Below are 21,233 nucleotides of genomic sequence, written 5' to 3'. Positions count from 1 at the left end.
GGGCGCACTCTATCGCCGCCATGCGAGGGGTTGGCGGGTGATGCCCTAGCCTCCCTGTCATGCCCAGGGGACCCCTCATGATCATCGGCGGCGCCGAGGACAAGCTGCACAAGCGCACGATCCTGAAGGACTTCGTGGCCGCCAGCGGAGGTGCCGATGCCCGGATCGCGGTCATCCCGACCGCCTCCTCGCTCGGTCCCGAGGTCGTCGAGGTGTACGACGCGTTGTTCCGGCGGCTGGGCGCGGCCGAGGTGGTCGCGGTGCGCCCCGAGAGCCGTGAGGACGCCCACGACCCCGAGCTCGTCGCGCGCCTGGCCGGCGCCACCGGCATCTTCATGACCGGCGGCAACCAGCTGAAGCTCTCCGCCCTCGTCTGCGGCACCCCGCTCGCCGACGCCATCGTCGACGCGCACGAGCGCGGCGTCGTGGTGGCCGGCACCTCCGCGGGCGCCAGCATCCAGTCCAGCCACATGGTCGCCTTCGGCGGACCGGGTTCGACCCCCAAGCAGCGGATGACCCAGGTGGCCGCCGGCCTCGGCCTGCTGGACTCCACGGTCATCGACCAGCACTTCGACCAGCGCAACCGCTACGGTCGGTTGTTGATGATCGTCGCCCAGTCCCCCCAGCTGCTCGGGATCGGTGTCGACGAGGACACCGCGGCGATCGTGCACCACGTCGACGACCACGACGTGCTCAGCGTGGTCGGTCGCGGGGCCGTGACCGTGTTCGACCCCTCCCGGATCGTCACCAACGCCTACGAGGCCAAGCGGTCCTCCACGCTGCTGGCCAGTGGGGTGCTGCTGCACGTGCTGCCGGAGGGCTCCCGCTTCGACCTGACGACCCGCACGCTGGTCGCGCAGGCGGCGGGCGTGGACCCGGCGGAGGCCGCCGACCTGGCCGAGGCGGGCCAGGACCTGCGGGACCTGGCCCGTGACATCGCCGCGGCGGACGCCTCCCCCGGCGCCCTGCGGCGGCGACTGGCACGCAGCCGCACCAGACCGGACACCCGGCAGGCCCGCCGCGAGCAGCAGAGCCCCCAGCACCGCACCGACCAGGATGGAGCCTCCTGATGAGCGAACGCCCCACGCCCGACCTCGCGATCGTCGAGACCCGGGTCTACCGCGGCGCCAACGTCTGGTCCTACGACAAGTCGATCCACCTCGTCGTGGACCTCGGCTCGCTCGAGGGATTCCCGACCAACACCATCCCCGGCTTCACCGACAACATCCTCCAGATGCTGCCGGGCCTGCGCGAGCACTCCTGCTCGCGCGGGCGCCGCGGCGGGTTCGTCGAGCGCCTCAACGAGGGCACCTGGTTGGGGCACGTGGCCGAGCACTGCGCGCTGGCGCTGCAGCAGGTCGTCGGCCACGACATCCGGCGCGGGAAGACCCGGCAGGTCAAGGGCAGCCCGGGCCACTACAACGTGGTGTTCGGGTACGCCGACGAGCAGGTCGGCCTCGCAGCCGCACGCCTCGCCGTACGCCTGGTCAACCACCTCGTCGAGGCCGACCCGGCGTTCGACTGGGACGCCGAGCTCGAGGCGTTCATCCTGCGCGCCGAGCGGACCGCCTTCGGCCCCTCGACCCAGGCGATCATCGACGAGGCCGTCTCCCGCGACATCCCGTGGATCCGGCTCAACCAGCACTCGCTGGTCCAGCTCGGCCAGGGCGTCCACGCCAAGCGGATCCGCGCGACGATGACGTCGGCCACGTCCGCGATCGCCGTCGACGTCGCCTCCGACAAGGACCTCACCACCCGGCTCCTCGGCGCGGCAGGCCTGCCGGTGCCGAAGCAGGAGTCGGTGCGCACCGAGGACCAGGCGGTCCGGGTCGCGGAGCGGATCGGCTACCCCGTCGTCGTCAAGCCGCTGGACGGCAACCATGGCCGCGGCGTCTGCCTGGACCTGCAGAACGAGAAGGAGGTCCGCGAGTCCTTCACGATCGCCCGGGAGCAGTCCCGCCGCGGCACCGTGATCGTCGAGGCGTTCGTGACCGGCAAGGACTACCGCTGCCTGATCATCGACGGGAAGGTGGCCGCCATCGCCGAGCGTGTCCCGGCCTCCGTCACCGGTGACGGGGTCAGCACCGTCGAGCGGCTCGTCGACACCGCGAACGCCGACCCCCGGCGCGGCGTCGGCCACGAGAAGGTGCTCACCCGGATCAAGGTCGACGAGGCCGCGGTCACGCTGGTCCACGAGCAGGGCTTCCAGATGACCGACGTCCCGCCGGAGGGCACGACGGTCAAGCTCGCCCTCACCGGGAACATGTCGACCGGCGGCATCTCCATCGACCGGACCTTCGAGGCGCACCCCGAGAACGTCGAGATCGCCGAGGAGGCCGCCCGCATGGTCGGCCTCGACATCGCCGGCATCGACTTCATCTGCCCCGACATCACCGAGCCGGTCCGCGAGACCGGCGGCGCGATCTGCGAGGTGAACGCCGCCCCCGGCTTCCGGATGCACACGCACCCGACCATCGGGGAGCCGCAGTTCATCGCCAAGCCGGTCGTCGACATGCTGTTCCCGCCCGGCGCCACCTCGCGGATCCCGATCGTGGCGGTGACCGGCACCAACGGCAAGACCACGACCTCGCGGATGATCTCGCACATCTTCAAGGGCATGGGCCGCAAGGTCGGCATGACCTCGACCGACGGCGTCGTCATCGACGAGCGCCTGGTGATCCGGTCCGACGCCTCGGGTCCGCGGTCGGCCCGGATGGTCCTGCAGAACCCGCGCGTCGACTTCGCGGTCTTCGAGGTCGCGCGCGGCGGCATCCTGCGCGAGGGCCTCGGCTACGAGCGCAACGACGTCGCCGTGGTGATCAACGTCCAGCCCGACCACCTCGGGCTGCGCGGCATCGACACCGTCGAGCAGCTCGCCGACGTGAAGGCCGTGCTGGTGGAGGCGGTCCCCCGCGACGGCCACGCCGTGCTCAACGCCGACGACCCGCTGGTCCGTGAGATGCGCCGGCGCTGCTCGGGCCAGGTCGTGTGGTTCTCGATGGAGGAGCCCGGCTCCGAGGTCCGGGACATGATCGAGGCGCACTGCCGGCGCGGCGGGAAGGCGCTCGTCCTCGAGCCCTCGGACCGCGGCGAGATGATCGTCGTCAAGCACGGCCGGCGCGAGATGCAGCTCGCCTGGACCCACCTGCTGCCGGCCACCTTCGGGGGACGCGCCCGCATGAACGTCCAGAACACGCTGGCCGCGGCCGCCGCGGCGTTCGCCGCCGGGGCACCCCTGCACGACATCCGGCAGGGCCTGCGCAGCTTCTCCACGAACTACTACCTCTCCCCCGGCCGCCTGAACGAGGTCGAGGTCAACGGTGTGAACGTGATCGTCGACTACTGCCACAACGCTCCGGGCATGCGGATGCTCGGCGACTTCGTGGACCGGGTCGGCGAGTCCCTGGCCTCCTCGCACGACCTGGCGCGCCCCTCCCGGATCGGGATCATCGCCACGGCCGGCGACCGACGGGACGAGGACATGCGCGAGCTCGGCCACATCGCTGCCCAGCACTTCGACGTGCTCGTGGTGCGCGAGGACGTCGCGCTGCGGGGCCGGGAGCGCGGCGAGACGGCCGGCCTGGTCATCGAGGGAGTGCGCGCGGCGATCGCCGAGGGCGCACGCTGCCGACAGGTCGAGGAGGTCCTCGAGGAGATCGACGCCGTCCGGCACGCCATGAGCCGCTCCAACCGCGGCGACCTGGTGGTCGTGTGCGTCGACAAGCACGCCGCGGTGATGGCCGAGCTCGAGACCTGGTCGAACGTCGCCCAGGCCGGCGCGACGGCCAACCCGCAGACCCCCGCCGCCGACCCCGACTACGTCGCCCCGGCGCCCACGGACGCCTGACGCACCTTCGCGGCGAGCGTCTCCGGGGAGTCGGGGACGCCGCCGTGCTCGGCCAGCCAGGCGTAGACGGCCTCGCGCTCGGCGTGGCACATCAGCCCGACGACGTCGCCGGGCTTCGCCTGGTCCACCAGCGCCTCGAGACCGGCGACCTCGGTGGGGTAGGACACGACCTCGGTGACGCCGACCCGCTCCGCGCCCGCGCGCATCAGCCCGTCGAGCTCCTCGACCGGACGGCCGCGCAGGTAGCGCTCCTTGTGGGCGATCACCATCACGTCGCTGTCGCGGGCACCGATCTCGCCCAGCTTCTGGATCAGGTCGTCCTGCCGGTCGCCCACCACGCCGAGGGCGAGCAGCAGCCGCGCGTCGGGACGGCGTACGCCGTTCATGATCTCCAGCAGCGCCTCGAGCCCGGCCTCGTTGTGGGCGAGGTCGATCACGACCGAGACCTCGCCGATCGAGTAGAAGTTCATCCGGCCGGGGTTGTGCTCGGCGTCGGGGCGGAACGTTCGCAGCCCCTCGACCACCACGTCCCGCGGGATCCCGATCGCCAGGGCCGCCGAGGCCGCCGCCAGCGTGTTCTCGACGTTGAACCGGGACAGCCCGGCCAGCGTCATCGGCACGTCGACCAGCTCGACCAGCGGGTCCGAGTCCGCCTGGGGCGTGAGCACGGCGACCCAGCCGTCGATGACGGTGGTGGCCCGGCCACCGGCGGTCAGGACCTCGCGGATCGCGGGGCTGTCGGGGTCGCGGGAGAAGACCCAGGGCTGGGCCTTGATGACGCCGCGCATGGCGAGCACACGCGGGTCGTCGGCGTTCAGGACCGCCCAGCCGTCCTTCCGGGTGATCTGCGGCACCACGGACTTGACCTCGGCCAGCTGGTCGACCGTGTCGATGCCCTGGTGCCCGAGGTGGTCCGCCGAGACGTTGGTGACGACGGAGACGTCGTTGCGGGTCAGGCCGATCCCCTTGAGCAGGATGCCGCCACGCGCGGTCTCGGTGACCGCGAGCTCCACCTGCTCGTGGGCCAGCACACGACCGGCGCCGCTGGGCCCGGAGTAGTCCCCCGCCTCGACCATCTCACCGTCGATGTAGATGCCGTCGGTGTTGGACCAGCCGACCAGCTTCCCCCACGTTCGCCCGATGTGGGCGATCATCCGCGAGGTGGTGGTCTTGCCGTTGGTGCCGGTGACCGCGACGACCGGCACCCGCGGGGTGATCGTGTGCGGCGCCGCGCCCGGCTCGGCCGCGGCCACCCGCTCCGCCGCGCGGCTCACCGCGTCCTCGATGTCGGCCCCGGGCAGGGCGTCGAGGACCTCGGCGACGGCGCGCCCCATGACCTGCGCCCGCTCGCGGTGCCGCCACGGGTAGGCCACCACCAGGCGGTGAGGGTCACTGGTGGGGCGGACCCGGACGGCCAGGCGTGCCGTACCCGACTCCGAGGCGACCGCACGGACCAGCCGGGCCACCGCGCGGGCGGCGAACCGCTGGCGGAAGCCCGAGTCCGGCGCACCGGGTCGCGCGCCGCGCAGCCCGATCCGGCGGGCGAACCGTGCGGCGTTCCCCTCCGACGCGGCGGCGAGGACGCCGATGTCGAGGGTGAGCTTGATCGCGGCCCGGGGGAAGTAGAGGTTGGGCCCCTCGAGGACCCGCAGCTCGACCAGGGAGGTCGACGACATGGAGGAGGGCACCCGCGAACGGTAGCGGTCAGGCCCCCATGGCGTGGAAACCGCCGTCCACGTGCACGATCTCGCCCGTGGTGGCCGGGAAGAAGTCCGACAGCAGCGCGCACACGGCCCGCGCGGTCGGGGTCTGGTCCTGCTCGTCCCAGCCCAGCGGGGCGCGCGTGCTCCACATCGCCTCCAGCTCCTCGAAGCCCGGGATCGCCTTCGCGGCCAGGGTCTTCAGCGGACCCGCGGAGACCAGGTTGACCCGGATGCCCTCGGGTCCCAGGTCACGCGCCAGGTAGCGGGAGCACGACTCCAGACCGGCCTTCGCCACGCCCATCCAGTCGTACGCCGGCCACGCGACGGTCGCGTCGAAGGTCAGGCCGACGACCGAGCCGCCCTGCCCCATCAGCGGCCGGCAGGCCTGCGAGAGCGACATCAGGGAGTAGGCCGAGACCTGCACCGCCTGGGCCACGTCGGGCCACGGACCTTGGAGGAACTTGCCACCCAGCAGCGTCTCCGGGTTGCCGTAGGCGATCGAGTGGACCACGCCGTCGAGGCCGTCGACGTGCTCCCGCACCAGCCCGGGCAGCCGCTCGAGGTGCTCGGGGTCGGTGACGTCGAGCTCGAGGACCGGCGGCTCCTGCGGGAGCCGCTTGGCGATCCGCTTGGTGATGCCCAGCGCCCGGCCGAAGTTGGATATGAGCACCGTGGCGCCCTGCTCCTGCGCCACCTTGGCGGTGGCGAACCCGATGGAGGAGTCCATCGTCACGCCCGCGACCAGGATCCGCTTGCCGTCCAGAATGCCCATGTCGTTCCTCTCGGTTCGAGCCTGCCGGCCCTCGGTGGTCGAGCTTGTCGAGACCGTCAGTGGCCCATGCCGAGGCCGCCGTCGACCGGGATGACCGCGCCGGTGACGTACGCCGCCCCGTCGCCGGCCAGCCAGGTGACCACCGAGGCGACCTCGCCGGGCGACGCGTAGCGCCCCAGGGGGACCTGGGTCTTGATGGTGGCCTTCTGGTCGTCGGTGAGGACCGCGGTCATGTCGGTCTCGACGAACCCGGGTGCGACCACGTTGGCCGTGATCGACCGGGAGCCCAGCTCGCGGGCGAGTGACCTCGCCATGCCGACCAGGCCCGCCTTGGACGCGGCGTAGTTGACCTGGCCGGCGGAGCCGAGCAGCCCGACGACCGAGGAGATGAAGATGATCCGGCCCCGGCGCAGCCGGAGCATGCCCTTGGCCGCCCGCTTGGCCAGCCGGAAGGAGCCGGTGAGGTTGGTGTCGATGACCGAGGACCAGTCGTCCTCGGACATGCGCAGCACCAGGGTGTCGGCGGTGATGCCGGCGTTGGCGACCAGCACCTCCACCGGCCCGTGCGCGGCCTCGATCTCGGCGAACGCGGCCTCGACCGCCGCGGGGTCGGTGATGTCGCAGCGCACGTCGAGCGTGCCCTCGGGCGCGCCGCCGCTGCGGGTGGTCACCGCGACCCGGTCACCGTTGGCCACGAAGGCCTCGGCGATCGCACGGCCGATGCCACGGTTGCCGCCGGTGACGAGGACCGAACGTCCGGTCGGTTCGTTGTTGGCTTCGCTCACGGTCCCCGACGCTAGCGATTACCCCGGGGTAGGCCTAAACACTCGCCGGGGACGCCGGCGGACGATCACTCGTCCTCGAGCCGGAACCCGACCTTGAGGCCCACCTGGAAGTGCTCCACCGAGCCGTCCTTGACCTGGCCGCGGACCTGGGTCACCTCGAACCAGTCGACGTGGCGCAGCGTCCGGCTCGCCCTCTCGATGGCGTTCCGGATCGCCTGGTCGATGCCCTCCGGAGAGGTGCCGACGATCTCGCTGACGCGGTAGGTGCGGTTGGTCATGAGGCCCTCCAGAGCAGTCGTGGGTGGCCAAGGCTACCGACGTACGATGGAGGGATGGGGCGAGACCAGATCCGACACCGTGAGGAAGCCGTCCGCATCACCACGGCCGCCTCCAGCCGGGCCGACGACATCGCCGCCCGGCAGAAGCGCTACGTGGTGTCGATGAGCATCCGGTCCGCGTGCTTCATCGGCGCGGTGCTGGCCGGGATGGCCGGACTGAACTGGCTGTGGCCCTTCCTGATCGCCGCCGCGCTGATCCTTCCGTACGTCGCCGTGGTGATGGCCAACAATTCTTCTTCGAAATCCGACGGGTTCGAGCTGGTGGACCGCGGTTACGGTCGACCGGAGCTGGGTTCGGGGGCGGATCCGGAGCGACGCACCGGACAAGACCATATTTGACTTCGCCGTTCGTCGTGACAGAATCACGGCGCGAGCTGGGTCTCCCCCGTCTCAGCTCGCAGCGGTGCCGGACGGCTTCCCCCGTGGCTGTCCGGCACCGTCCTATTTCGGGCCCCTGCCCGTCCAGCACCGGAAGGACGCCATGAGCGACGTCGAGGCGACCACCACGCCGATCTGCTCGGCGAAGGGCTGCCAGGACCCCGCCGTGTGGGCCCTGCTCTGGAACAACCCCAAGCTGCACACGCCCGAGCGGCGCAAGACCTGGCTCGCCTGCGAGGAGCACCGCGCGACGCTCGGCGACTTCCTCGGCGCGCGTGGGTTCCTCAAGGACGTCGTGCCGGTGGCGGACGCCCCGGCCTGACCTGCCCGGCAGGAAGCCGGCGGATCCGCTGGCGCGGCCCCGCTAGCCTCCGATGGCCGACATGGGTCGGTCGGGCTGGAGGAACGTCGGGTCATCGATGCCGTGCCCCGCACGCTTGCCGCGCATCGCGACCACCCAACGCTCCGCGAGGTCCTCGTCGGACGCACCGGAGCGCAGCGCCGTGCGCAGGTCGGACTCCTCGCGGGCGAACAGACAGTTGCGCACCTGGCCGTCGGCGGTGAGCCGCACCCGGTCGCAGTCCCCGCAGAAGGGCCGGGTGACCGAGGCGATGACCCCGACCGTCGCGGGGCCCCCGTCGACGAGGAACAGCTCGGCCGGCGCGCTGCCCCGCGGCTCGTCGGCCGGCTTGAGCACGAACTCCCGCTCCAGCCGCTCGAAGATCTCCTCGGCCGTGACCATCGCCGTCCGGTTCCACGCGTGCTGGGCGTCCAGCGGCATCTGCTCGATGAACCGGAGCTCGTAGCCCTCGGCGATCGCCCAGCGCAGCAGCTCGGGCGCCTGGCCGTCGTTGATGCCGCGCAGCAGCACCGCGTTGATCTTGATCGGACCGAGGCCGGCGGCACGGGCCGCCTCGAGCCCGGCCACCACGTCCTTGAACCGGTCTCGCCGGGTGATCTCGAGGAAGGTCTCCGGCCGGACCGTGTCGAGGCTGACGTTGATGCGGTCCAGGCCGGCGTCGGCCAGCGCCGCGGCGGTCCGGGACAGGCCCAGCGCGTTGGTGGTCAGCGAGGTCTCCACGCCCAGCGCGTGGCTGCGGCGCACGATGTCGACCAGGCCGCGGCGTACCAGCGGCTCACCGCCGGTGAACCGGACCTCGCGGATGCCGAGCTGCTCGACCCCGATCCGGACCAGCCGGACCACCTCGTCGTCGGTCAGCACCGACTCGTCCGGGAGCCAGTCCAGGCCCTCGGCGGGCATGCAGTAGGAACAGCGCAGGTTGCACCTGTCGGTCAGGGAGACGCGCAGGTCCGTTGCCACCCGGCCGTAGCGGTCCTCGAGCTTGCGTGCGGTCACCTTCGTGAGTGTACGTGCCGTCACGTGCGCGGGCCCGGCATCCCGTCCGGAACCACCGCCCGGATAGCCTCGTCGAGTGCGTTCGCTGCGGTTCCTCGTCTCGCGACGCTGGCTGCTCTTCACGCTCGTCGTCGTGCTCCTCGCCTACGCCACCTGGTGGCTCGGCGAGTGGCAGTTCCACCGCTTGGCCGACCGCAAGCAGAGCAACGCGATCATCCGCACCAACGAGGCCCGCGACCCCGCCCCGGTCGCCGACGTCCTGGCTCCCGGTCGCGCGGTCGACGACCGCGACGAGTGGCGGGTCGTGTCCGCCACCGGCCGGTACGACACCACTGACACGGTCGTCGTGCGCTACCGGACCCGGGACGGCGAGTCCGGGATCGACGTGGTCGTCCCCCTCGTCACCGGCGACGGCACGACGCTGCTGGTGGACCGCGGCTGGATGCCGTCGGACAACCAGGGCGCCGACCCCTCGGACATTCCGGCCCCGCCGTCCGGGCAGGTGACCGTCACCGGGTGGGTGCGGGTCGACGCCACCGACAGCGCCGAGGTCTCCGACCACTCCACCCGTGCCATCTCCAGCGTCGAGATCGGCAAGGCGCTGGACCGTGAGGTGTACGGCGGCTTCGTCGACCTGAAGACCGAGGACCCCGCACCTGCCCAGGCCCTGGAGGGCGCCGAGCTGCCGGAGCTGGACAACGGGCCGCACTTCTTCTACGGCCTCCAGTGGTGGTTCTTCGGCGTCCTCGCGGTCTTCGGCTTCTTCTACCTGATGTACGACGAGTGGCGCGCGGCGCGCCGCGGCGAGACCTCCGCGCGCGAGGAGGTGCTGGCCGAGCGCAAGCAGAAGCGATCGGCCAGGCATGCGAAGAAGCAGGCGGTGCGGGCGGCGTACGAGCGGGAGCGCCAGAAGGAGGCCCGGGGCAAGGCCCAGGCAAAGGGTCAGAGCGACCGCAGCATGCCGCCGTCCACGGGCACCATCGCACCCGACACGAACGACGCGGCCGGCGAGAGCAGGAAGGCAGCGACCCGCCCGAACTCCTCCGGCTCGCCGTAGCGGCCCAGCGGGATGCTCCGGATCGCCGCGGCGCGGGCCGCCTCGGGGTCACCGCTCGCCTCGTCCAGCTCGTCGACGCGCTCCGTCCCGACCCGGCCGGGCAGCAGCCCGTTGACCCGGACGCCGCGCGGACCCAGCTCGTCGGCGAGCGTCTTGGCGACCATGGCCAGCCCCGGACGCAGCCCGTTGGAGATCGCCATGTCGGCCAGCGGCGCCCGGACGCTCGAGGACAGGACCAGCGCCAGCGCACCGTCCTGACCGAGCGCGGTGCCGATCTCGCGGCAGAGCCGGACTGCCCCGAGGAAGACCGACTCGAACGCCCGGGTCCACTGCTCGTCGTCGATCCCGGTCACCGGGCCCTTGGGCGGTCCACCGACGCTGATCAGCGCGCCGTCGACCCGGCCCCAGCGCCCCCGGGCGGCGGCGAGCAGGCGCGCGGGTGTCTCCGGGTCTGCGTTGTCGGCGGTCACGGTCACGACCGCGTCGCCGTGGACCTCCGCGGCGGCCGCCAGCGTCTCCTCGTTGCGTCCGGAGACGACCACGCGGGCCCCCTCGGCCACCAGGCAGTCGGTGGTGGCGCGGCCGAGGCCGCGGGCGCCCCCGGTGACGACGTACACGCGGTCGCGCAGCTGCAGGTCCATGGCCGCGACCCTAGAGGGAGATCACGCGACCGGCACGTCCTCGATGAACTGGGTCCGGTAGAGGTCGGCGTAGAGGCCACCCTGGGCCAGCAGCGAGGAATGGGTGCCCGCCTGGACGATCCGGCCGCCGTCGAGCACCAGGATCGTGTCGGCGTTGCGGACCGTGGAGAGCCGGTGCGCGATCACGAGGGAGGTGCGCCCCTCGAGGGCCGCGTCGAGGGCGCGCTGGACCGCGGCCTCCGACTCGCTGTCGAGGTGGGCGGTGGCCTCGTCGAGGACCACGATCGCCGGCGCCTTGAGCAGCAGCCGCGCGATCGCGAGCCGTTGCCGCTCCCCGCCGGAGAGCCGGTAGCCGCGGTCGCCCACGACCGTGTCCAGGCCGTCGGGCAGGGCGCGCACGAGCGTGGCGATCTGGGCGGACTCGAGGGCGGCCCACACCTCCTCGTCGCTCGCCTCCGGGCGGGCGTAGAGCAGGTTGGCGCGGATGGTGTCGTGGAACATGTGGGCGTCCTGGGTCACGTAGCCGACCGCGTCCTCCAGGGACTGCAGCGTGACGTCGCGGACGTCGTGGCCGCCCACCCGGACCGCTCCCGACTCGACGTCGTACAGCCGCGCGACGAGGTGGGTGACCGTGGTCTTGCCGGCCCCGGAGGGGCCGACGAGGGCGACCATCTGGCCGGGTTCGGCGACGAACCCGATGTCGGAGAGCACCTGGCCGGTGTCGCGGGAGTCCTGGCGGGCGACGACCTCCAGCGAGGCCAGCGAGATCGCGTCGGCGCGGGGGTAGCTGAAGGCGACGTGGTCGAACTCGAGCCGCGCGGCGCCGGGCTCCAGCGCCACCGCGTCGGGCTTCTCCTGGATCAGCGAGGGCAGGTCGAGGACCTCGAAGACCCGCTCGAAGCTGACCAGCGCCGTCATCACGTCGATGCGGACGTTGGACAGCCCCTGCAGCGGGCCCAGCAGGCGCAGCAGCAGGGTCGCCAGCGCGGTGAGCGTGCCGACGGTGAGGGCGTCGCTGACGGCCAGCTGGCCCCCGACCCCGTAGACCAGCGCCGTGGCCAGGGCGGGGACCGCCATCATCGAGGCGGCGAAGATGCGGGTGATCAGGGAGATCCGGATGCCGAGGTCGCGGACCTTCGCGGCCTTGGTCGCGAAGACGTCGTCCTCCTCCGAGCGCCGTCCGAAGAGCTTGAGCAGCATCGCGCCGCCGACGTTGAAGCGCTCGGTCATCGCGTTGCCGAGGTCGGCGTTGCCGTCCATCTGGTCGCGGGTGAGCCCCGCCAGCCGGGCGCTCACGAGCCGGGAGACCAGGAAGAGCACCGGGAACAGCGCCAGGCAGAGCAGGGTGACCTGCCAGCTGAGCGCGAACATGGCGATGCCGACCACGACCACGGAGATGCTGTTGGCGACGGTGCTCGACAGGGTGGAGGTGAACGCGCGCTGGGCGCCGATCACGTCGTTGTTGAGCCGGGAGACGAGCGCGCCGGTCTGCGTGCGGGTGAAGAACGCCAGCGACTGGCGCTGCACGTGGCCGAAGACGCGAGTGCGGAGGTCGAAGATCAGGCCCTCACCGATCCGCGAGGAGAACCACCCCTCCCCCACGGTGAGCAGCGCGCTGACCAGGGCGACGCCCGCCATCGCCAGGGCCAGGATCGTGACGAGGCCTCGGTCGTTGCCGAGGATCCCGTCGTCGATGATCCGCTGCACCAGCAGCGGGTTGACCACCACCAGGCCGGCGTCGACGACGGTCAGGGTGAGGAAGGCGGCGATCAGCCGACGGTGCGGGCGCGCGAAGCCGAAGACACGGCGTACGGTGCCGCGCTCGATGCGGTTCTTGACGACGCTGCGGTCCGACCGCAGGTGGCGCCACGCGGCGCCGTTCCCATGCATCCCTGACACGTGCTCTCCTCACTGACCCGTCATCAGGCGGGCCACCTCCCGGAACCGGCGGACCTGGGCTTCCCGCTCCAGGCGCCGCTGCTCGTCGAGGTCTCGCTGGGCCGCCCCGAGGAGCAGCGCCTTGGTCTCGGTGACCGCCCCGGGCATCGGCGCGGTCAGGGCACCGACGAGGTCCGCGACGCTGGCGTCGAGCTCGTCGGCGGGGACCGCGGCCAGGGCCAGGCCGATGTCGACCGCCTCGGCTGCCCCGACCATCCGCGCCGTCACGCAGATCTCGAGCGCCCTGGCGTAGCCAACGCTCTCGACCAGCGGCTTTGTTCCCGTCAGGTCCGGCACCAGCCCGAGCGCCGACTCCTTCATGCAGAGCTGCGCGTCGTCGGCGACCACGCGCAGGTCGCACGCGAGGGCGAGCTGGAAGCCCGCGCCGACGGCGTACCCCTGCACCGCCGCGATCGAGATGAAGCGCGGGTCGCGCAGGAAGGTGAAGCCCTGCTGGTACTCGTCGATCGTCGCCGACATCTGCTCGTCGCCCATGGTCAGCAGGTCGGCCACGGTCTCGACGCCCTCGGGCGCCCCGGCCGGGTCCAGCATGCTGCGGTCCAGGCCTGCCGAGAAGCTGTGCCCCGCGCCCCGGACGACGACCACCCGGGTCTCCTCGGGCAGCCCGGCGCCAAGCTCCGCCAGTGCCCGCCACATGGCGGGGGTCTGGGCGTTGCGGACCTGCGGCCGGTCGAGCGTGATGGTGGCGACCGGACCGGTCTGCTCGAGCAGCAGACCGGCGGTAGCCAGCGATTCCGGGGTCATGGCCGGAGTCTAGGTGTGCTCACCGACAGGCCACCCCGTCGCCTCAGGCCAGCGAGACCAGGTCGAGGTAGTCCTCGGTCCACAGGTCCTCGTCGCCGTCGGGCAGCAGCAGCACCCGGTCCGGCTCGAGCGCGCGCACGGCGCCCTCGTCGTGGGTGACCAGGATGATCGCGCCCTCGTACGTGCGGATCGCCGCCAGCACCTCCTCCCGCGAGGCCGGGTCGAGGTTGTTGGTGGGCTCGTCGAGCAGCAGCACGTTGGCGCTGGAGACGACCAGGCTCGCCAGCGCGAGCCGGGTCTTCTCGCCACCGGAGAGCACGGCCGCGGGCTTGTGCGCGTCGTCCCCGGAGAAGAGGAAGGACCCCAGGACGCTGCGAGCCTCGCTGTCGGTCAGCTGCGGGGCCGCGCCCTGCATGTTCTCCAGGACGGTGCGGCCGGTGTCGAGGGTCTCGTGCTCCTGGGCGTAGTAGCCCAGCTTGAGGCCGTGGCCGGGCAGGACCTCGCCGGTGTCGGGCTGGTCGACCCCCGCCAGGATCCGCAGCATCGTCGTCTTGCCGGCCCCGTTGAGGCCCAGGATCACCACGCGCGACCCCTTGTCGACGGCCAGGTCGACGTCCGTGAAGACCTCGAGGGAGCCGTAGGACTTCGAGAGCTCCCGGGCGGTGATGGGCGTCTTGCCGCACGCTGCCGGGGCCGGGAACTTGATCCGGGCGACCTTGTCGGCCCGACGCTCGCCCTCGACGCCGGCCATCATCTTCTCGGCCCGCTTCAGCATCGACTGGGCGGCGCTGGCCTTGCTGGCCTTGGCCCGCATCTTGTTGGCCTGGTCGGTGAGGGTCTTGGCCTTGGACTCCGCGTTCGCGCGCTCGCGCTTGCGACGCCGCTCGTCGGTCTCCCGCTGGCTGAGGTAGGCCTTCCAGCCCATGTTGTACACATCGATCTGACCGCGGTTCGCGTCGAGGTGCAGCACCTTGTTCACCGTGGTCTCGAGCAGGTCGTTGTCGTGGCTGATCACGATCAACCCGCCCTTGTGGGCCTTGAGGAACTCCCGCAACCAGACGATGGAGTCGGCGTCGAGGTGGTTGGTGGGCTCGTCGAGCAGGAGCGTCTCGGCGCCCGAGAACAGGATGCGCGCGAGCTCGACCCGGCGGCGCTGGCCGCCGGAGAGGGTCTTGAGCTGCTGGGTGAGGATCCGGTCCTCGATGCCGAGGCTGCTGGCGATCTGGGCGGCCTCCGACTCGGCGGCGTACCCACCCCCGGCGTGCAGCTCGGCGTCGGCGCGGGAGTAGCGCTTCATCGCGCGCTCGGCCACGTCGGGGTCGGAGCTGCCCATCTCCGCCTCGGCCTCGCGCAGGCGGCGTACGACGTCGTCGAGGCCACGCGCGGACAGGATCCGGTCGCGGGCCAGCACCTCGGGGTCGCCGATCCGGGGGTCCTGGGGCAGGTAGCCGACGTCGCCGGTGGCCTGCACCGACCCGGAGGCGGGCAGGGCCTCGCCCGCGAGGATCTTGGTGAGGGTGGTCTTGCCGGCGCCGTTGCGGCCCACCAGCCCGACCTTGTCGCCGGCGGCGACCCGGAAGCTGACGTTCTCCATGAGGAGCCGCGCGCCGGCACGGACTTCGAGCTGGTGAGCGGTGATCATGAGGCTGGCTAGTCTAGGCGCGGCGTGCCGCCACCCACGAACCCGGAGGTTCCTGCATGCGCTTCAACCCCAAGGCCCGTCTCGACACCAGCCGGATGGGCGACGCCGGGCGCGGCCGCAGAGGTGCGGGAGGCGGAGGAGCCATCCCCATCCCGGGCGGCATGAAGGCCGGCGGCGGGATCGGTGGCGTGATCATCGTCGTGCTGTTCCTCGTCCTCACCCAGTGCCTGAACGACGGCGGCGCTTCGTCGCCGGGCGGTGGGGGCGGGATCGACAGCAGCCGGATGGGCGACACCGGCCGGTACGCCGACTGCCGGACCGGTGCCGACGCCAACGACAGCGCCGACTGCGCCCGGGTCGCGGTGGAGAACTCCCTCTACGACTACTGGTCCGCGACGCTGCCCGACCAGTCGAGCACGGGCTTCCGGCCCGAGAAGCAGGTCGAGACCTTCACCGACGCGATCGGCACCGGATGCGGCCGGGCCACCTCCGACGTGGGCCCGTTCTACTGCCCCGTCGACAAGACGATCTACCTCGACACCACCTTCTTCGAGGCCGTGCTGCAGGGACAGCTGAACGGTCCGGGCGGTGCGTTCGTGGAGCCCTACGTGATCGCGCACGAGTACGGCCACCACATCCAGAACCTCCTCGGCACCATGGGGAGGGTGAAGACCCAGCAGGGGCCGACGAGCGACTCGGTCCGGCTCGAGCTCCAGGCCGACTGCTACGCGGGGATGTGGGCCAAGAGCGCCACCACCACCGACGACGCCACCGGTCAGCCGCTCTTCGAGTCGTTGACCGACGCCGACATCCGGCAGGCCATCGACGCGGCCACCGCGGTGGGTGACGACCGCATCCAGGAGCAGAGCGGCGGCCGGGTCAACCCCGAGCAGTGGACGCACGGCTCGGCCGCCCAGCGGGTGACGTGGTTCCGGACCGGCTTCACGCAGGGCTCGCTGGACGCCTGCGACACGTTCAGCGCCACCAGCCTCTGACCCGGCGCCCGGCTCACCCGTCGAGCAGCGCCTCGATCTGCGGGAACTGGCGCTGCAGCGCGCGCAGGTGCAGGGCGACCGCCGGGTGGCGGTACTTGCCGGCCAGGGCGCCCTCTCCCCCGGCCACCCGGGACAGCGCCCACTCGGCGCGGCTGAGCGCCGTGTAGACAGCGGTCACGCGCGCGCCGAGCGCCACGTCCTCGCTGGTCGCAAGGCCGTCCGGCAGGCCCATCAGGTAGGCGTCCAGCAGCGGCTCGAACTCCTCCCGGGCCGAGAGCAGGTAGTAGCCCAGGTCCGCCCCCACCGCGCCGTGCCCGAGCGTGGCCCAGTCGATGGCGACGATCTCGTCGCCCTCCCGGCCGGGCAGGTTCGCGGGCACCGGGTCGCCGTGCTGCGGCACCTGGGGCAGCATCTCCACCGCGGCCAGCCAGCCCTCCCGCTGCTGCCAGAGGTGGTCGGCCACGTCCGCGACGGTCGTGCGCGCGAGCGTGGGCCAGCCGCCGCGAGGCTCCACCCGCCGGAGCCGGGCCCGCAGCTGGTGGCGTGCCAGCCAGGGCTTGGCGTCCAGGAGGGCGCCCGCGAACCGGCCGAGCGCGTGCGCCGCGAACAGGCCGCTGTTCGCGGCGTCCTCGACCCACTGCTGGGTCAGCGTGATCCCGTCGGCGTCCTCGTCCACGGCGGTGAGCGGGGCCCGCAGGCCGGGGGTGCCGTCGACGATGCCGGAGAGGGCCACGTCGGCGGCCCGCCGCCAGTACGCCGGGTGCCGCGGGTCGCTCAGCTCGGCGGGGTCGTGCGCCCGGGGCGCGACGAGACGCTTGACGACGACCGCCTGGTCGCCGAGGACCGCTCGCCAGACCCCGAGGGTCGACGGGCCGGTGCCGCCGGGCATCGGGTGCCACCCGGGCTCGGGCTGCCACATGGCGTCATAGTGACACCGGCCCGGCCGGAATCAGTGGAGGTCGCGGCGTGAAAAGGCGACCTGTCCAGCCAGGCTGAGGACGAGCGCGAGCGCCGCCAGGGTCAGGAACGGCGCCCAACGGAACGGCTCGGCCGGGACCAGCGCGAGGTGCTCGAACGGCGAGAGGTCCTGCAGCCACTGTGGCAGCTTCAGCAGGTCGCCGAAGAGCATCACCACGCTGGCCAGCACCAGCGGCAACCACGCCAGCGACGCCCACCGGGGCGCGGCGCCGACCAGGAGCCGGGCGAAGCCGGAGAGCACCAGCACCGGCGCGGCGTACGGCAGCACCGGGAGCAGGAACCTGTCCAGGGCACCGGAGTCCCCGGCCACCAGCGCGTACCCGACGCCGAGGCCGACCCCGGTGGCGACCAGGACGGCGAGGGTCCCGGCCACGGTGACGGCCACGTGGCCGAGCAGCCAGTCGCGACGGGGTACGGCGGTCGCGAGCAACGACTCGATCCGGCCCTCGTTCTCCTCGGTGCGTGGACGCAGCGCCGAGGAGATGGCGAACCCGGCCGCGACCAGCGCCAGCATCACGATCGAGGCGGCGTAGAAGCCGTCGACCAGGTCCTGCATCCCCTGCAGGAACATCGACCGGGAGAGCTCCGAGTCGCCCACCACGTCACTGATGTCGTCGCCGAACGACCCGAACATGAGCCCACCCAGCAGGAGTCCCGCCGTCCAGCCGACGACCGAGCCGCGCTGCAGGCGCCAGGCCAGGCCCAGCGACCCGCGCAGCGCGGGCCCGGCGCGCTCCGGCCCAGGCCGGTCCGCGAGCACGCCGGAGGCGAAGTCGCGGCGTCCGAACACGGCGTACGCCGTGGCGACCGCGACCAGGGCCCCGGCGAGGAGCAACAGGACCGGCCACCAGCGAAGCCCGGAGAAGGCGTGCATCGCCTGGTACCACCCGATCGGCGACAGCCAGCTCAGGAACGGGGTACCGACGTCGCCGACGGCGCGCAGCGCGTACGCCACGCCGATGAAGGCTCCGGCCAGCCCGTACATGCCGCGGGTGCTCACCGTCATCTGGGCGGCCACTAGCGCGGTGCCCGTGAAGAGCCACCCGCACACGGTGACCCCGATGCCCAGCGAGATCGAGTCTGCGGCGGCCAGCGGGTACGCCACCAGGCTGATCGCGACCAGGGCGCCGAACACGACGTTGGCGACCAGGGCGTTGAGCAGCGCGGCCGTCATCGGCGCCAGCCGGCCGACCGCCTGCGCGCGGACCAGCTCGTCGCGGCCGGACTCCTCCTCGGCCCGGGTGTGCCTCCCGACGAGGAACATGCTCATCAGGCCGGCGACGATCGCGCCGAAGGCCGTCGCCTGCCAGGTCACCTGGCCGCCGATGGTGTTCAGGGCACGGGCCGGGCCGATCATGGCGATGAAAGCCAGGTTGCCCTCCATGGTGGCGGCCGCGCGGTCGAACTCGGCCTGGGTCGTGTAGAGGCCGTCGACGCTGTACGCCTGGCTCCAGTAGAGCAGGGCACCACCCAGGGACCACCACAGGAACTGCCAGCGGTCCCGGCGCAGGAACGTGCGCAGCAGCAGCCAGGTGCCGGTCATGACCCGGTCCGGTCCCGGGGGGCGTCGCGGTCCGGGACCCCGGTGTGGTCGTGGGGCTCCAGCCGGGCGCCGTAGTGGCGCAGGAACAGGTCCTCCAGCGTCGGGGGCTGGCTGGTCAGGGAGAGCACGCCGACGGCCTGGAGCGTGTCCAGCGCCGCGTCCAGCCCGCTCGGCTCGACCTCGAACCGCGCCCGGTTGCCGTCGATCTGCAGGTCGTGCACGCCCGGCAGGCTGCGCAGTGCGTCCGGGGGCGCGGCCAGGTCGGCGGAGATCGACGTACGGGTGAGGTGGCGGAGCTCGGCGAGGGTCCCGGTCTCGACGCACTGGCCGGACCGGATGATGCTCACCCGGTCGCAGAGCCGCTCGACCTCGGCGAGGATGTGGCTCGACAGCAGCACCGTGCCGCCCCGGTCGCGGAAGTCGTCGACGTAGGACTCGAAGACGGTCTCCATGATCGGGTCCAGCCCCGAGGTCGGCTCGTCGAGCAGCAGCAGCTCGACGTCGGAGGCCAGCGCGGCGACCAGGGCGACCTTCTGCCGGTTGCCCTTGGAGTAGCTGCGGCCCTTCTTGGTCGGGTCCAGCTCGAAGCGCTCCACGAGCTCGGCACGCCGCCGCTCGTCGAGCCCACCGCGCAGCCGACCGATCAGGTCGATCGCCTCGCCGCCGGTGAGGGTCGGCCACAGGTTCACGTCGCCCGGCACGTAGGCGAGCCGCCGGTGGAGCTCCGCGGCGTCGTGCCACGGGTCGCCGCCGAGGAGCCGGACCTCGCCGGCGTCCTTGCGCAACAGCCCGAGCAGGACCCGGATCGTGGTGGACTTGCCGGCGCCGTTGGGGCCGAGGAAGCCGTGGATCTCGCCGCTGCGCGCCGTCAGGTCCAGCCCGTCGAGGGCGCGCAGCTTGCCGAAGGTCTTGACCAGGCCTCTGATCTCGATCGGGTGCGCCACACCGGTCACGCTACCGACCCGGCGCACCGATGAGACGCAGATCACGCGAGGGGGTGTCAGGCGCGGCCGCAGGGGGTAGGAGCCCCGGCAAGGCCGCCCCGGCAACCCGACCCCCGAGCGAGGTACCCATGGCGCAGACGTCCCCCACACCCGACTCCGTGGAGAACGGGCTCCGGAAGGGGCTCAAGCAACGGCACCTGACGATGATCGCGATCGGCGGCGTGATCGGGGCCGGCCTGTTCGTCGGCTCCGGCGTCGTGATCAACGAGACCGGTCCGGGCGCCTTCCTCAGCTACCTGGTCACCGGCGTGCTGATCGTGCTGGTGATGCGGATGCTAGGCGAGATGGCCACCGCGAATCCCTCGACCGGCTCGTTCGCCGACTACGCGCGGAGCGCGCTCGGCGGCTGGGCGGGCTTCTCGGTCGCGTGGCTGTACTGGTACTTCTGGGTCATCGTGGTCGGCTTCGAGGCCGTCGCCGGCGCCAAGATCCTCACGTTCTGGGTCGACGCCCCGCTCTGGGTCCTCTCCCTCGTCCTGATGGTGCTGATGACCGCGACCAACCTGTTCTCGGTCGGCTCCTACGGCGAGTTCGAGTACTGGTTCGCGGGCATCAAGGTGTTCGCCATCATCGCGTTCCTCACGCTCGGGACGCTCTTCGTCGTCGGCCTGTGGCCCGGCCAGTCGTTCGACGTCAGCAACATGACCAGCCACGGCGGGTTCCTGCCCCACGGGTTCGGCGCGATCTTCTCCAGCATCGTGGTGGTCGTCTTCTCGATGGTCGGGGCCGAGATCGCCACCGTGGCGGCCGCCGAGTCCTCGGACCCGAAGCGCGCGATCGCGAAGGCGACCCAGTCGGTCATCCTCCGCGTGGCCACGTTCTTCGTCGGGTCGATGATCCTGCTGGTCTGCATCGTCCCCTGGAACGACAACGAGCTGGGCGCCTCGCCGTACGTCGCGGCGTTCACGCAGATGGGGATCCCGTACGCCGACCACCTGATGAACGCCGTGGTCCTGACGGCCGTGCTGTCGTGCCTCAACTCCGGGCTGTACACCGCCTCCCGGATGCTCTTCGTGCTGGCCGAGCGCAAGGAGGCGCCCAAGAAGCTGGTCGGGGTGAACCGGCGGGGTGTCCCGGTGTGGGCGATCCTCGCCTCCACCGTCATCGGCTTCCTCAGCGTCATCGCGGCCTACACCTCCCCCGACACCGTGTTCCTGTTCCTGCTGAACTCCTCGGGCGCGGTCATCCTCTTCGTCTACCTGCTCATCGCGCTCTCCCAGCTGGTGCTGAGGAGACGCACCCCCGACGAGGAGCTCGTGGTGCGCATGTGGCTCTTCCCGTTCCTGACGGTCCTCACGATCGGCGGGATCCTCGCCGTCCTCGTCCAGCTCGGCACCACCGCGGACACCCGCTCCCAGCTGTTCCTGGGCCTCGGCTCCTGGGTGGTCGCACTGGTGGCCTACGTCGTGACCCGGGCGATGGGTGGCTCCGTGGCACCGCAGCGGCACCCGGTCGAAGCGGTGGCGGAGCAGCCGGCGAGCCGCTCCTGA

19 protein-coding genes are annotated in these 21,233 nt (G+C 72.0%); 7 read left to right on the top strand and 12 right to left on the bottom strand.

Going from position 1 to position 21,233, the window contains the following annotated elements; all coding sequences use genetic code 11:
- Positions 1-59 precede the first annotated feature (59 nt).
- Together ABD268_RS16885 and cphA are read left to right on the top strand one after the other, a co-directional pair.
- Positions 60-1,070 carry a cyanophycinase gene (locus ABD268_RS16885; protein ID WP_344154835.1) on the top strand — a complete coding sequence of 337 codons (1,011 nt, stop codon included), beginning with the start codon at positions 60-62 and terminating at the stop codon, positions 1,068-1,070.
- Positions 1,070-3,847 (top strand): cyanophycin synthetase, encoded by a 2,778-nt coding sequence (cphA, locus tag ABD268_RS16880; protein ID WP_344154832.1) that lies wholly within the window; start codon positions 1,070-1,072, stop codon positions 3,845-3,847. Before ABD268_RS16885 ends, cphA begins: the two co-directional genes overlap by 1 nt.
- On the opposite strand, the gene ABD268_RS16875 is transcribed toward cphA, so the two are convergent.
- From ABD268_RS16875 to ABD268_RS16860, 4 genes are all read right to left on the bottom strand, one after another.
- Positions 3,817-5,535: a Mur ligase family protein gene (locus ABD268_RS16875; RefSeq protein WP_344154829.1), complete on the bottom strand. Its 1,719-nt coding sequence runs from the start codon at positions 5,533-5,535 to the stop codon at positions 3,817-3,819. The two genes, cphA and ABD268_RS16875, sit on opposite strands and share 31 nt — an antisense overlap.
- 16 nt (positions 5,536-5,551) lie before the next feature.
- On the bottom strand, positions 5,552-6,322 hold the full coding sequence (gene fabI / locus ABD268_RS16870) for an enoyl-ACP reductase FabI (RefSeq protein ID WP_344154826.1): 771 nt from the start codon (positions 6,320-6,322) through the stop codon (positions 5,552-5,554).
- A 56-nt stretch (positions 6,323-6,378) separates the two neighbouring features.
- A complete protein-coding gene (gene fabG, locus ABD268_RS16865) occupies positions 6,379-7,107 on the bottom strand; it encodes a 3-oxoacyl-ACP reductase FabG (RefSeq protein ID WP_344154823.1) in 729 nt (242 codons plus the stop codon).
- Positions 7,108-7,172: 65 nt separating this feature from the next.
- Positions 7,173-7,385: a dodecin gene (locus ABD268_RS16860; RefSeq protein WP_344154820.1), complete on the bottom strand. Its 213-nt coding sequence runs from the start codon at positions 7,383-7,385 to the stop codon at positions 7,173-7,175.
- 54 nt (positions 7,386-7,439) lie between these two features.
- Between ABD268_RS16860 and ABD268_RS16855 the strand changes: the two genes are divergently transcribed.
- On the top strand, positions 7,440-7,784 hold the full coding sequence (locus ABD268_RS16855) for a DUF3099 domain-containing protein (protein ID WP_344154817.1): 345 nt from the start codon (positions 7,440-7,442) through the stop codon (positions 7,782-7,784).
- A gap of 142 nt (positions 7,785-7,926) precedes the next feature.
- The gene (locus tag ABD268_RS16850) at positions 7,927-8,145 is read left to right on the top strand and encodes an acetone carboxylase (protein ID WP_344154814.1); all 219 of its coding nucleotides are present in this window, start codon (positions 7,927-7,929) and stop codon (positions 8,143-8,145) included.
- A gap of 42 nt (positions 8,146-8,187) precedes the next feature.
- Here ABD268_RS16850 and moaA read toward each other — a convergent pair whose 3' ends face one another.
- Complete coding sequence (gene moaA / locus ABD268_RS16845; protein ID WP_344154811.1) at positions 8,188-9,180, bottom strand: GTP 3',8-cyclase MoaA; 993 nt, start codon at positions 9,178-9,180, stop codon at positions 8,188-8,190.
- Between the two features lie 76 nt (positions 9,181-9,256).
- Here moaA and ABD268_RS16840 point away from each other — a divergent pair, with 76 nt between their 5' ends.
- Positions 9,257-10,237, top strand: coding sequence for an SURF1 family cytochrome oxidase biogenesis protein (locus ABD268_RS16840; RefSeq protein WP_344154808.1), 981 nt, complete (start codon positions 9,257-9,259; stop codon positions 10,235-10,237).
- Here ABD268_RS16840 and ABD268_RS16835 read toward each other — a convergent pair.
- Genes ABD268_RS16835 through ABD268_RS16820 form a run of 4 tightly spaced genes read right to left on the bottom strand, consistent with a single transcriptional unit; the run spans position 10,123 to position 15,223 of the window.
- A complete protein-coding gene (locus tag ABD268_RS16835; protein WP_344154805.1) occupies positions 10,123-10,878 on the bottom strand; it encodes an SDR family oxidoreductase in 756 nt (251 codons plus the stop codon). The genes ABD268_RS16840 and ABD268_RS16835 overlap by 115 nt on opposite strands.
- A 21-nt stretch (positions 10,879-10,899) precedes the next feature.
- Positions 10,900-12,768: an ABC transporter ATP-binding protein gene (locus ABD268_RS16830; RefSeq protein WP_344155069.1), complete on the bottom strand. Its 1,869-nt coding sequence runs from the start codon at positions 12,766-12,768 to the stop codon at positions 10,900-10,902.
- 18 nt (positions 12,769-12,786) lie between these two features.
- The gene (locus ABD268_RS16825) at positions 12,787-13,581 is read right to left on the bottom strand and encodes an enoyl-CoA hydratase/isomerase family protein (protein WP_344154802.1); all 795 of its coding nucleotides are present in this window, start codon (positions 13,579-13,581) and stop codon (positions 12,787-12,789) included.
- 43 nt (positions 13,582-13,624) lie between these two features.
- Entirely contained in the window at positions 13,625-15,223 is a 1,599-nt protein-coding gene (locus ABD268_RS16820) for an ABC-F family ATP-binding cassette domain-containing protein (RefSeq protein WP_344154799.1), read from the bottom strand.
- 56 nt (positions 15,224-15,279) lie between these two features.
- On the opposite strand from ABD268_RS16820, the gene ypfJ reads away from it, so the two are divergent.
- Positions 15,280-16,218: a KPN_02809 family neutral zinc metallopeptidase gene (gene ypfJ, locus ABD268_RS16815; RefSeq protein WP_344154796.1), complete on the top strand. Its 939-nt coding sequence runs from the start codon at positions 15,280-15,282 to the stop codon at positions 16,216-16,218.
- Positions 16,219-16,231: 13 nt separating this feature from the next.
- On the opposite strand, the gene ABD268_RS16810 is transcribed toward ypfJ, so the two are convergent.
- From ABD268_RS16810 to ABD268_RS16800, 3 genes are read right to left on the bottom strand one after another with little or no spacing between them, the layout of a single operon-like run.
- A complete protein-coding gene (locus ABD268_RS16810) occupies positions 16,232-17,137 on the bottom strand; it encodes a protein kinase family protein (protein ID WP_344154793.1) in 906 nt (301 codons plus the stop codon).
- A gap of 30 nt (positions 17,138-17,167) precedes the next feature.
- Positions 17,168-18,739 (bottom strand): ABC transporter permease, encoded by a 1,572-nt coding sequence (locus tag ABD268_RS16805; protein ID WP_344154790.1) that lies wholly within the window; start codon positions 18,737-18,739, stop codon positions 17,168-17,170.
- Complete coding sequence (locus ABD268_RS16800; RefSeq protein ID WP_344154788.1) at positions 18,736-19,683, bottom strand: ABC transporter ATP-binding protein; 948 nt, start codon at positions 19,681-19,683, stop codon at positions 18,736-18,738. The genes ABD268_RS16805 and ABD268_RS16800 overlap by 4 nt, the downstream gene beginning before the upstream one ends.
- A gap of 128 nt (positions 19,684-19,811) precedes the next feature.
- Here ABD268_RS16800 and ABD268_RS16795 point away from each other — a divergent pair, with 128 nt between their 5' ends.
- On the top strand, positions 19,812-21,233 hold the full coding sequence (locus tag ABD268_RS16795; protein ID WP_344154785.1) for an amino acid permease: 1,422 nt from the start codon (positions 19,812-19,814) through the stop codon (positions 21,231-21,233).

The organism is Nocardioides koreensis (assembly GCF_039531775.1).
GTDB classification, from domain to species: domain Bacteria; phylum Actinomycetota; class Actinomycetes; order Propionibacteriales; family Nocardioidaceae; genus Nocardioides; species Nocardioides koreensis.
Note: the sequence above shows the minus strand (reverse complement) of the source record. Positions and strands in the feature narration are given on the sequence as shown.

Excerpts from the sequence above, each read along its gene's own strand:
- ABD268_RS16795 (WP_344154785.1), top strand. The coding sequence starts at position 19,812 with ATGGCGCAGACGTCCCCCACACCCGACTCCGTGGAGAACGGGCTCCGG.
- ABD268_RS16835 (WP_344154805.1), bottom strand. The coding sequence starts at position 10,878 with ATGGACCTGCAGCTGCGCGACCGCGTGTACGTCGTCACCGGGGGCGCC.
- ABD268_RS16820 (WP_344154799.1), bottom strand. The coding sequence starts at position 15,223 with ATGATCACCGCTCACCAGCTCGAAGTCCGTGCCGGCGCGCGGCTCCTC.
- fabI (WP_344154826.1), bottom strand. The coding sequence starts at position 6,322 with ATGGGCATTCTGGACGGCAAGCGGATCCTGGTCGCGGGCGTGACGATG.
- ABD268_RS16805 (WP_344154790.1), bottom strand. The coding sequence starts at position 18,739 with ATGACCGGCACCTGGCTGCTGCTGCGCACGTTCCTGCGCCGGGACCGC.
- ABD268_RS16885 (WP_344154835.1), top strand. The coding sequence starts at position 60 with ATGCCCAGGGGACCCCTCATGATCATCGGCGGCGCCGAGGACAAGCTG.
- cphA (WP_344154832.1), top strand. The coding sequence starts at position 1,070 with ATGAGCGAACGCCCCACGCCCGACCTCGCGATCGTCGAGACCCGGGTC.
- ABD268_RS16810 (WP_344154793.1), bottom strand. The coding sequence starts at position 17,137 with ATGTGGCAGCCCGAGCCCGGGTGGCACCCGATGCCCGGCGGCACCGGC.
- ABD268_RS16830 (WP_344155069.1), bottom strand. The coding sequence starts at position 12,768 with ATGCATGGGAACGGCGCCGCGTGGCGCCACCTGCGGTCGGACCGCAGC.
- ABD268_RS16855 (WP_344154817.1), top strand. The coding sequence starts at position 7,440 with ATGGGGCGAGACCAGATCCGACACCGTGAGGAAGCCGTCCGCATCACC.
- ypfJ (WP_344154796.1), top strand. The coding sequence starts at position 15,280 with ATGCGCTTCAACCCCAAGGCCCGTCTCGACACCAGCCGGATGGGCGAC.
- ABD268_RS16825 (WP_344154802.1), bottom strand. The coding sequence starts at position 13,581 with ATGACCCCGGAATCGCTGGCTACCGCCGGTCTGCTGCTCGAGCAGACC.
- ABD268_RS16850 (WP_344154814.1), top strand. The coding sequence starts at position 7,927 with ATGAGCGACGTCGAGGCGACCACCACGCCGATCTGCTCGGCGAAGGGC.
- ABD268_RS16860 (WP_344154820.1), bottom strand. The coding sequence starts at position 7,385 with ATGACCAACCGCACCTACCGCGTCAGCGAGATCGTCGGCACCTCTCCG.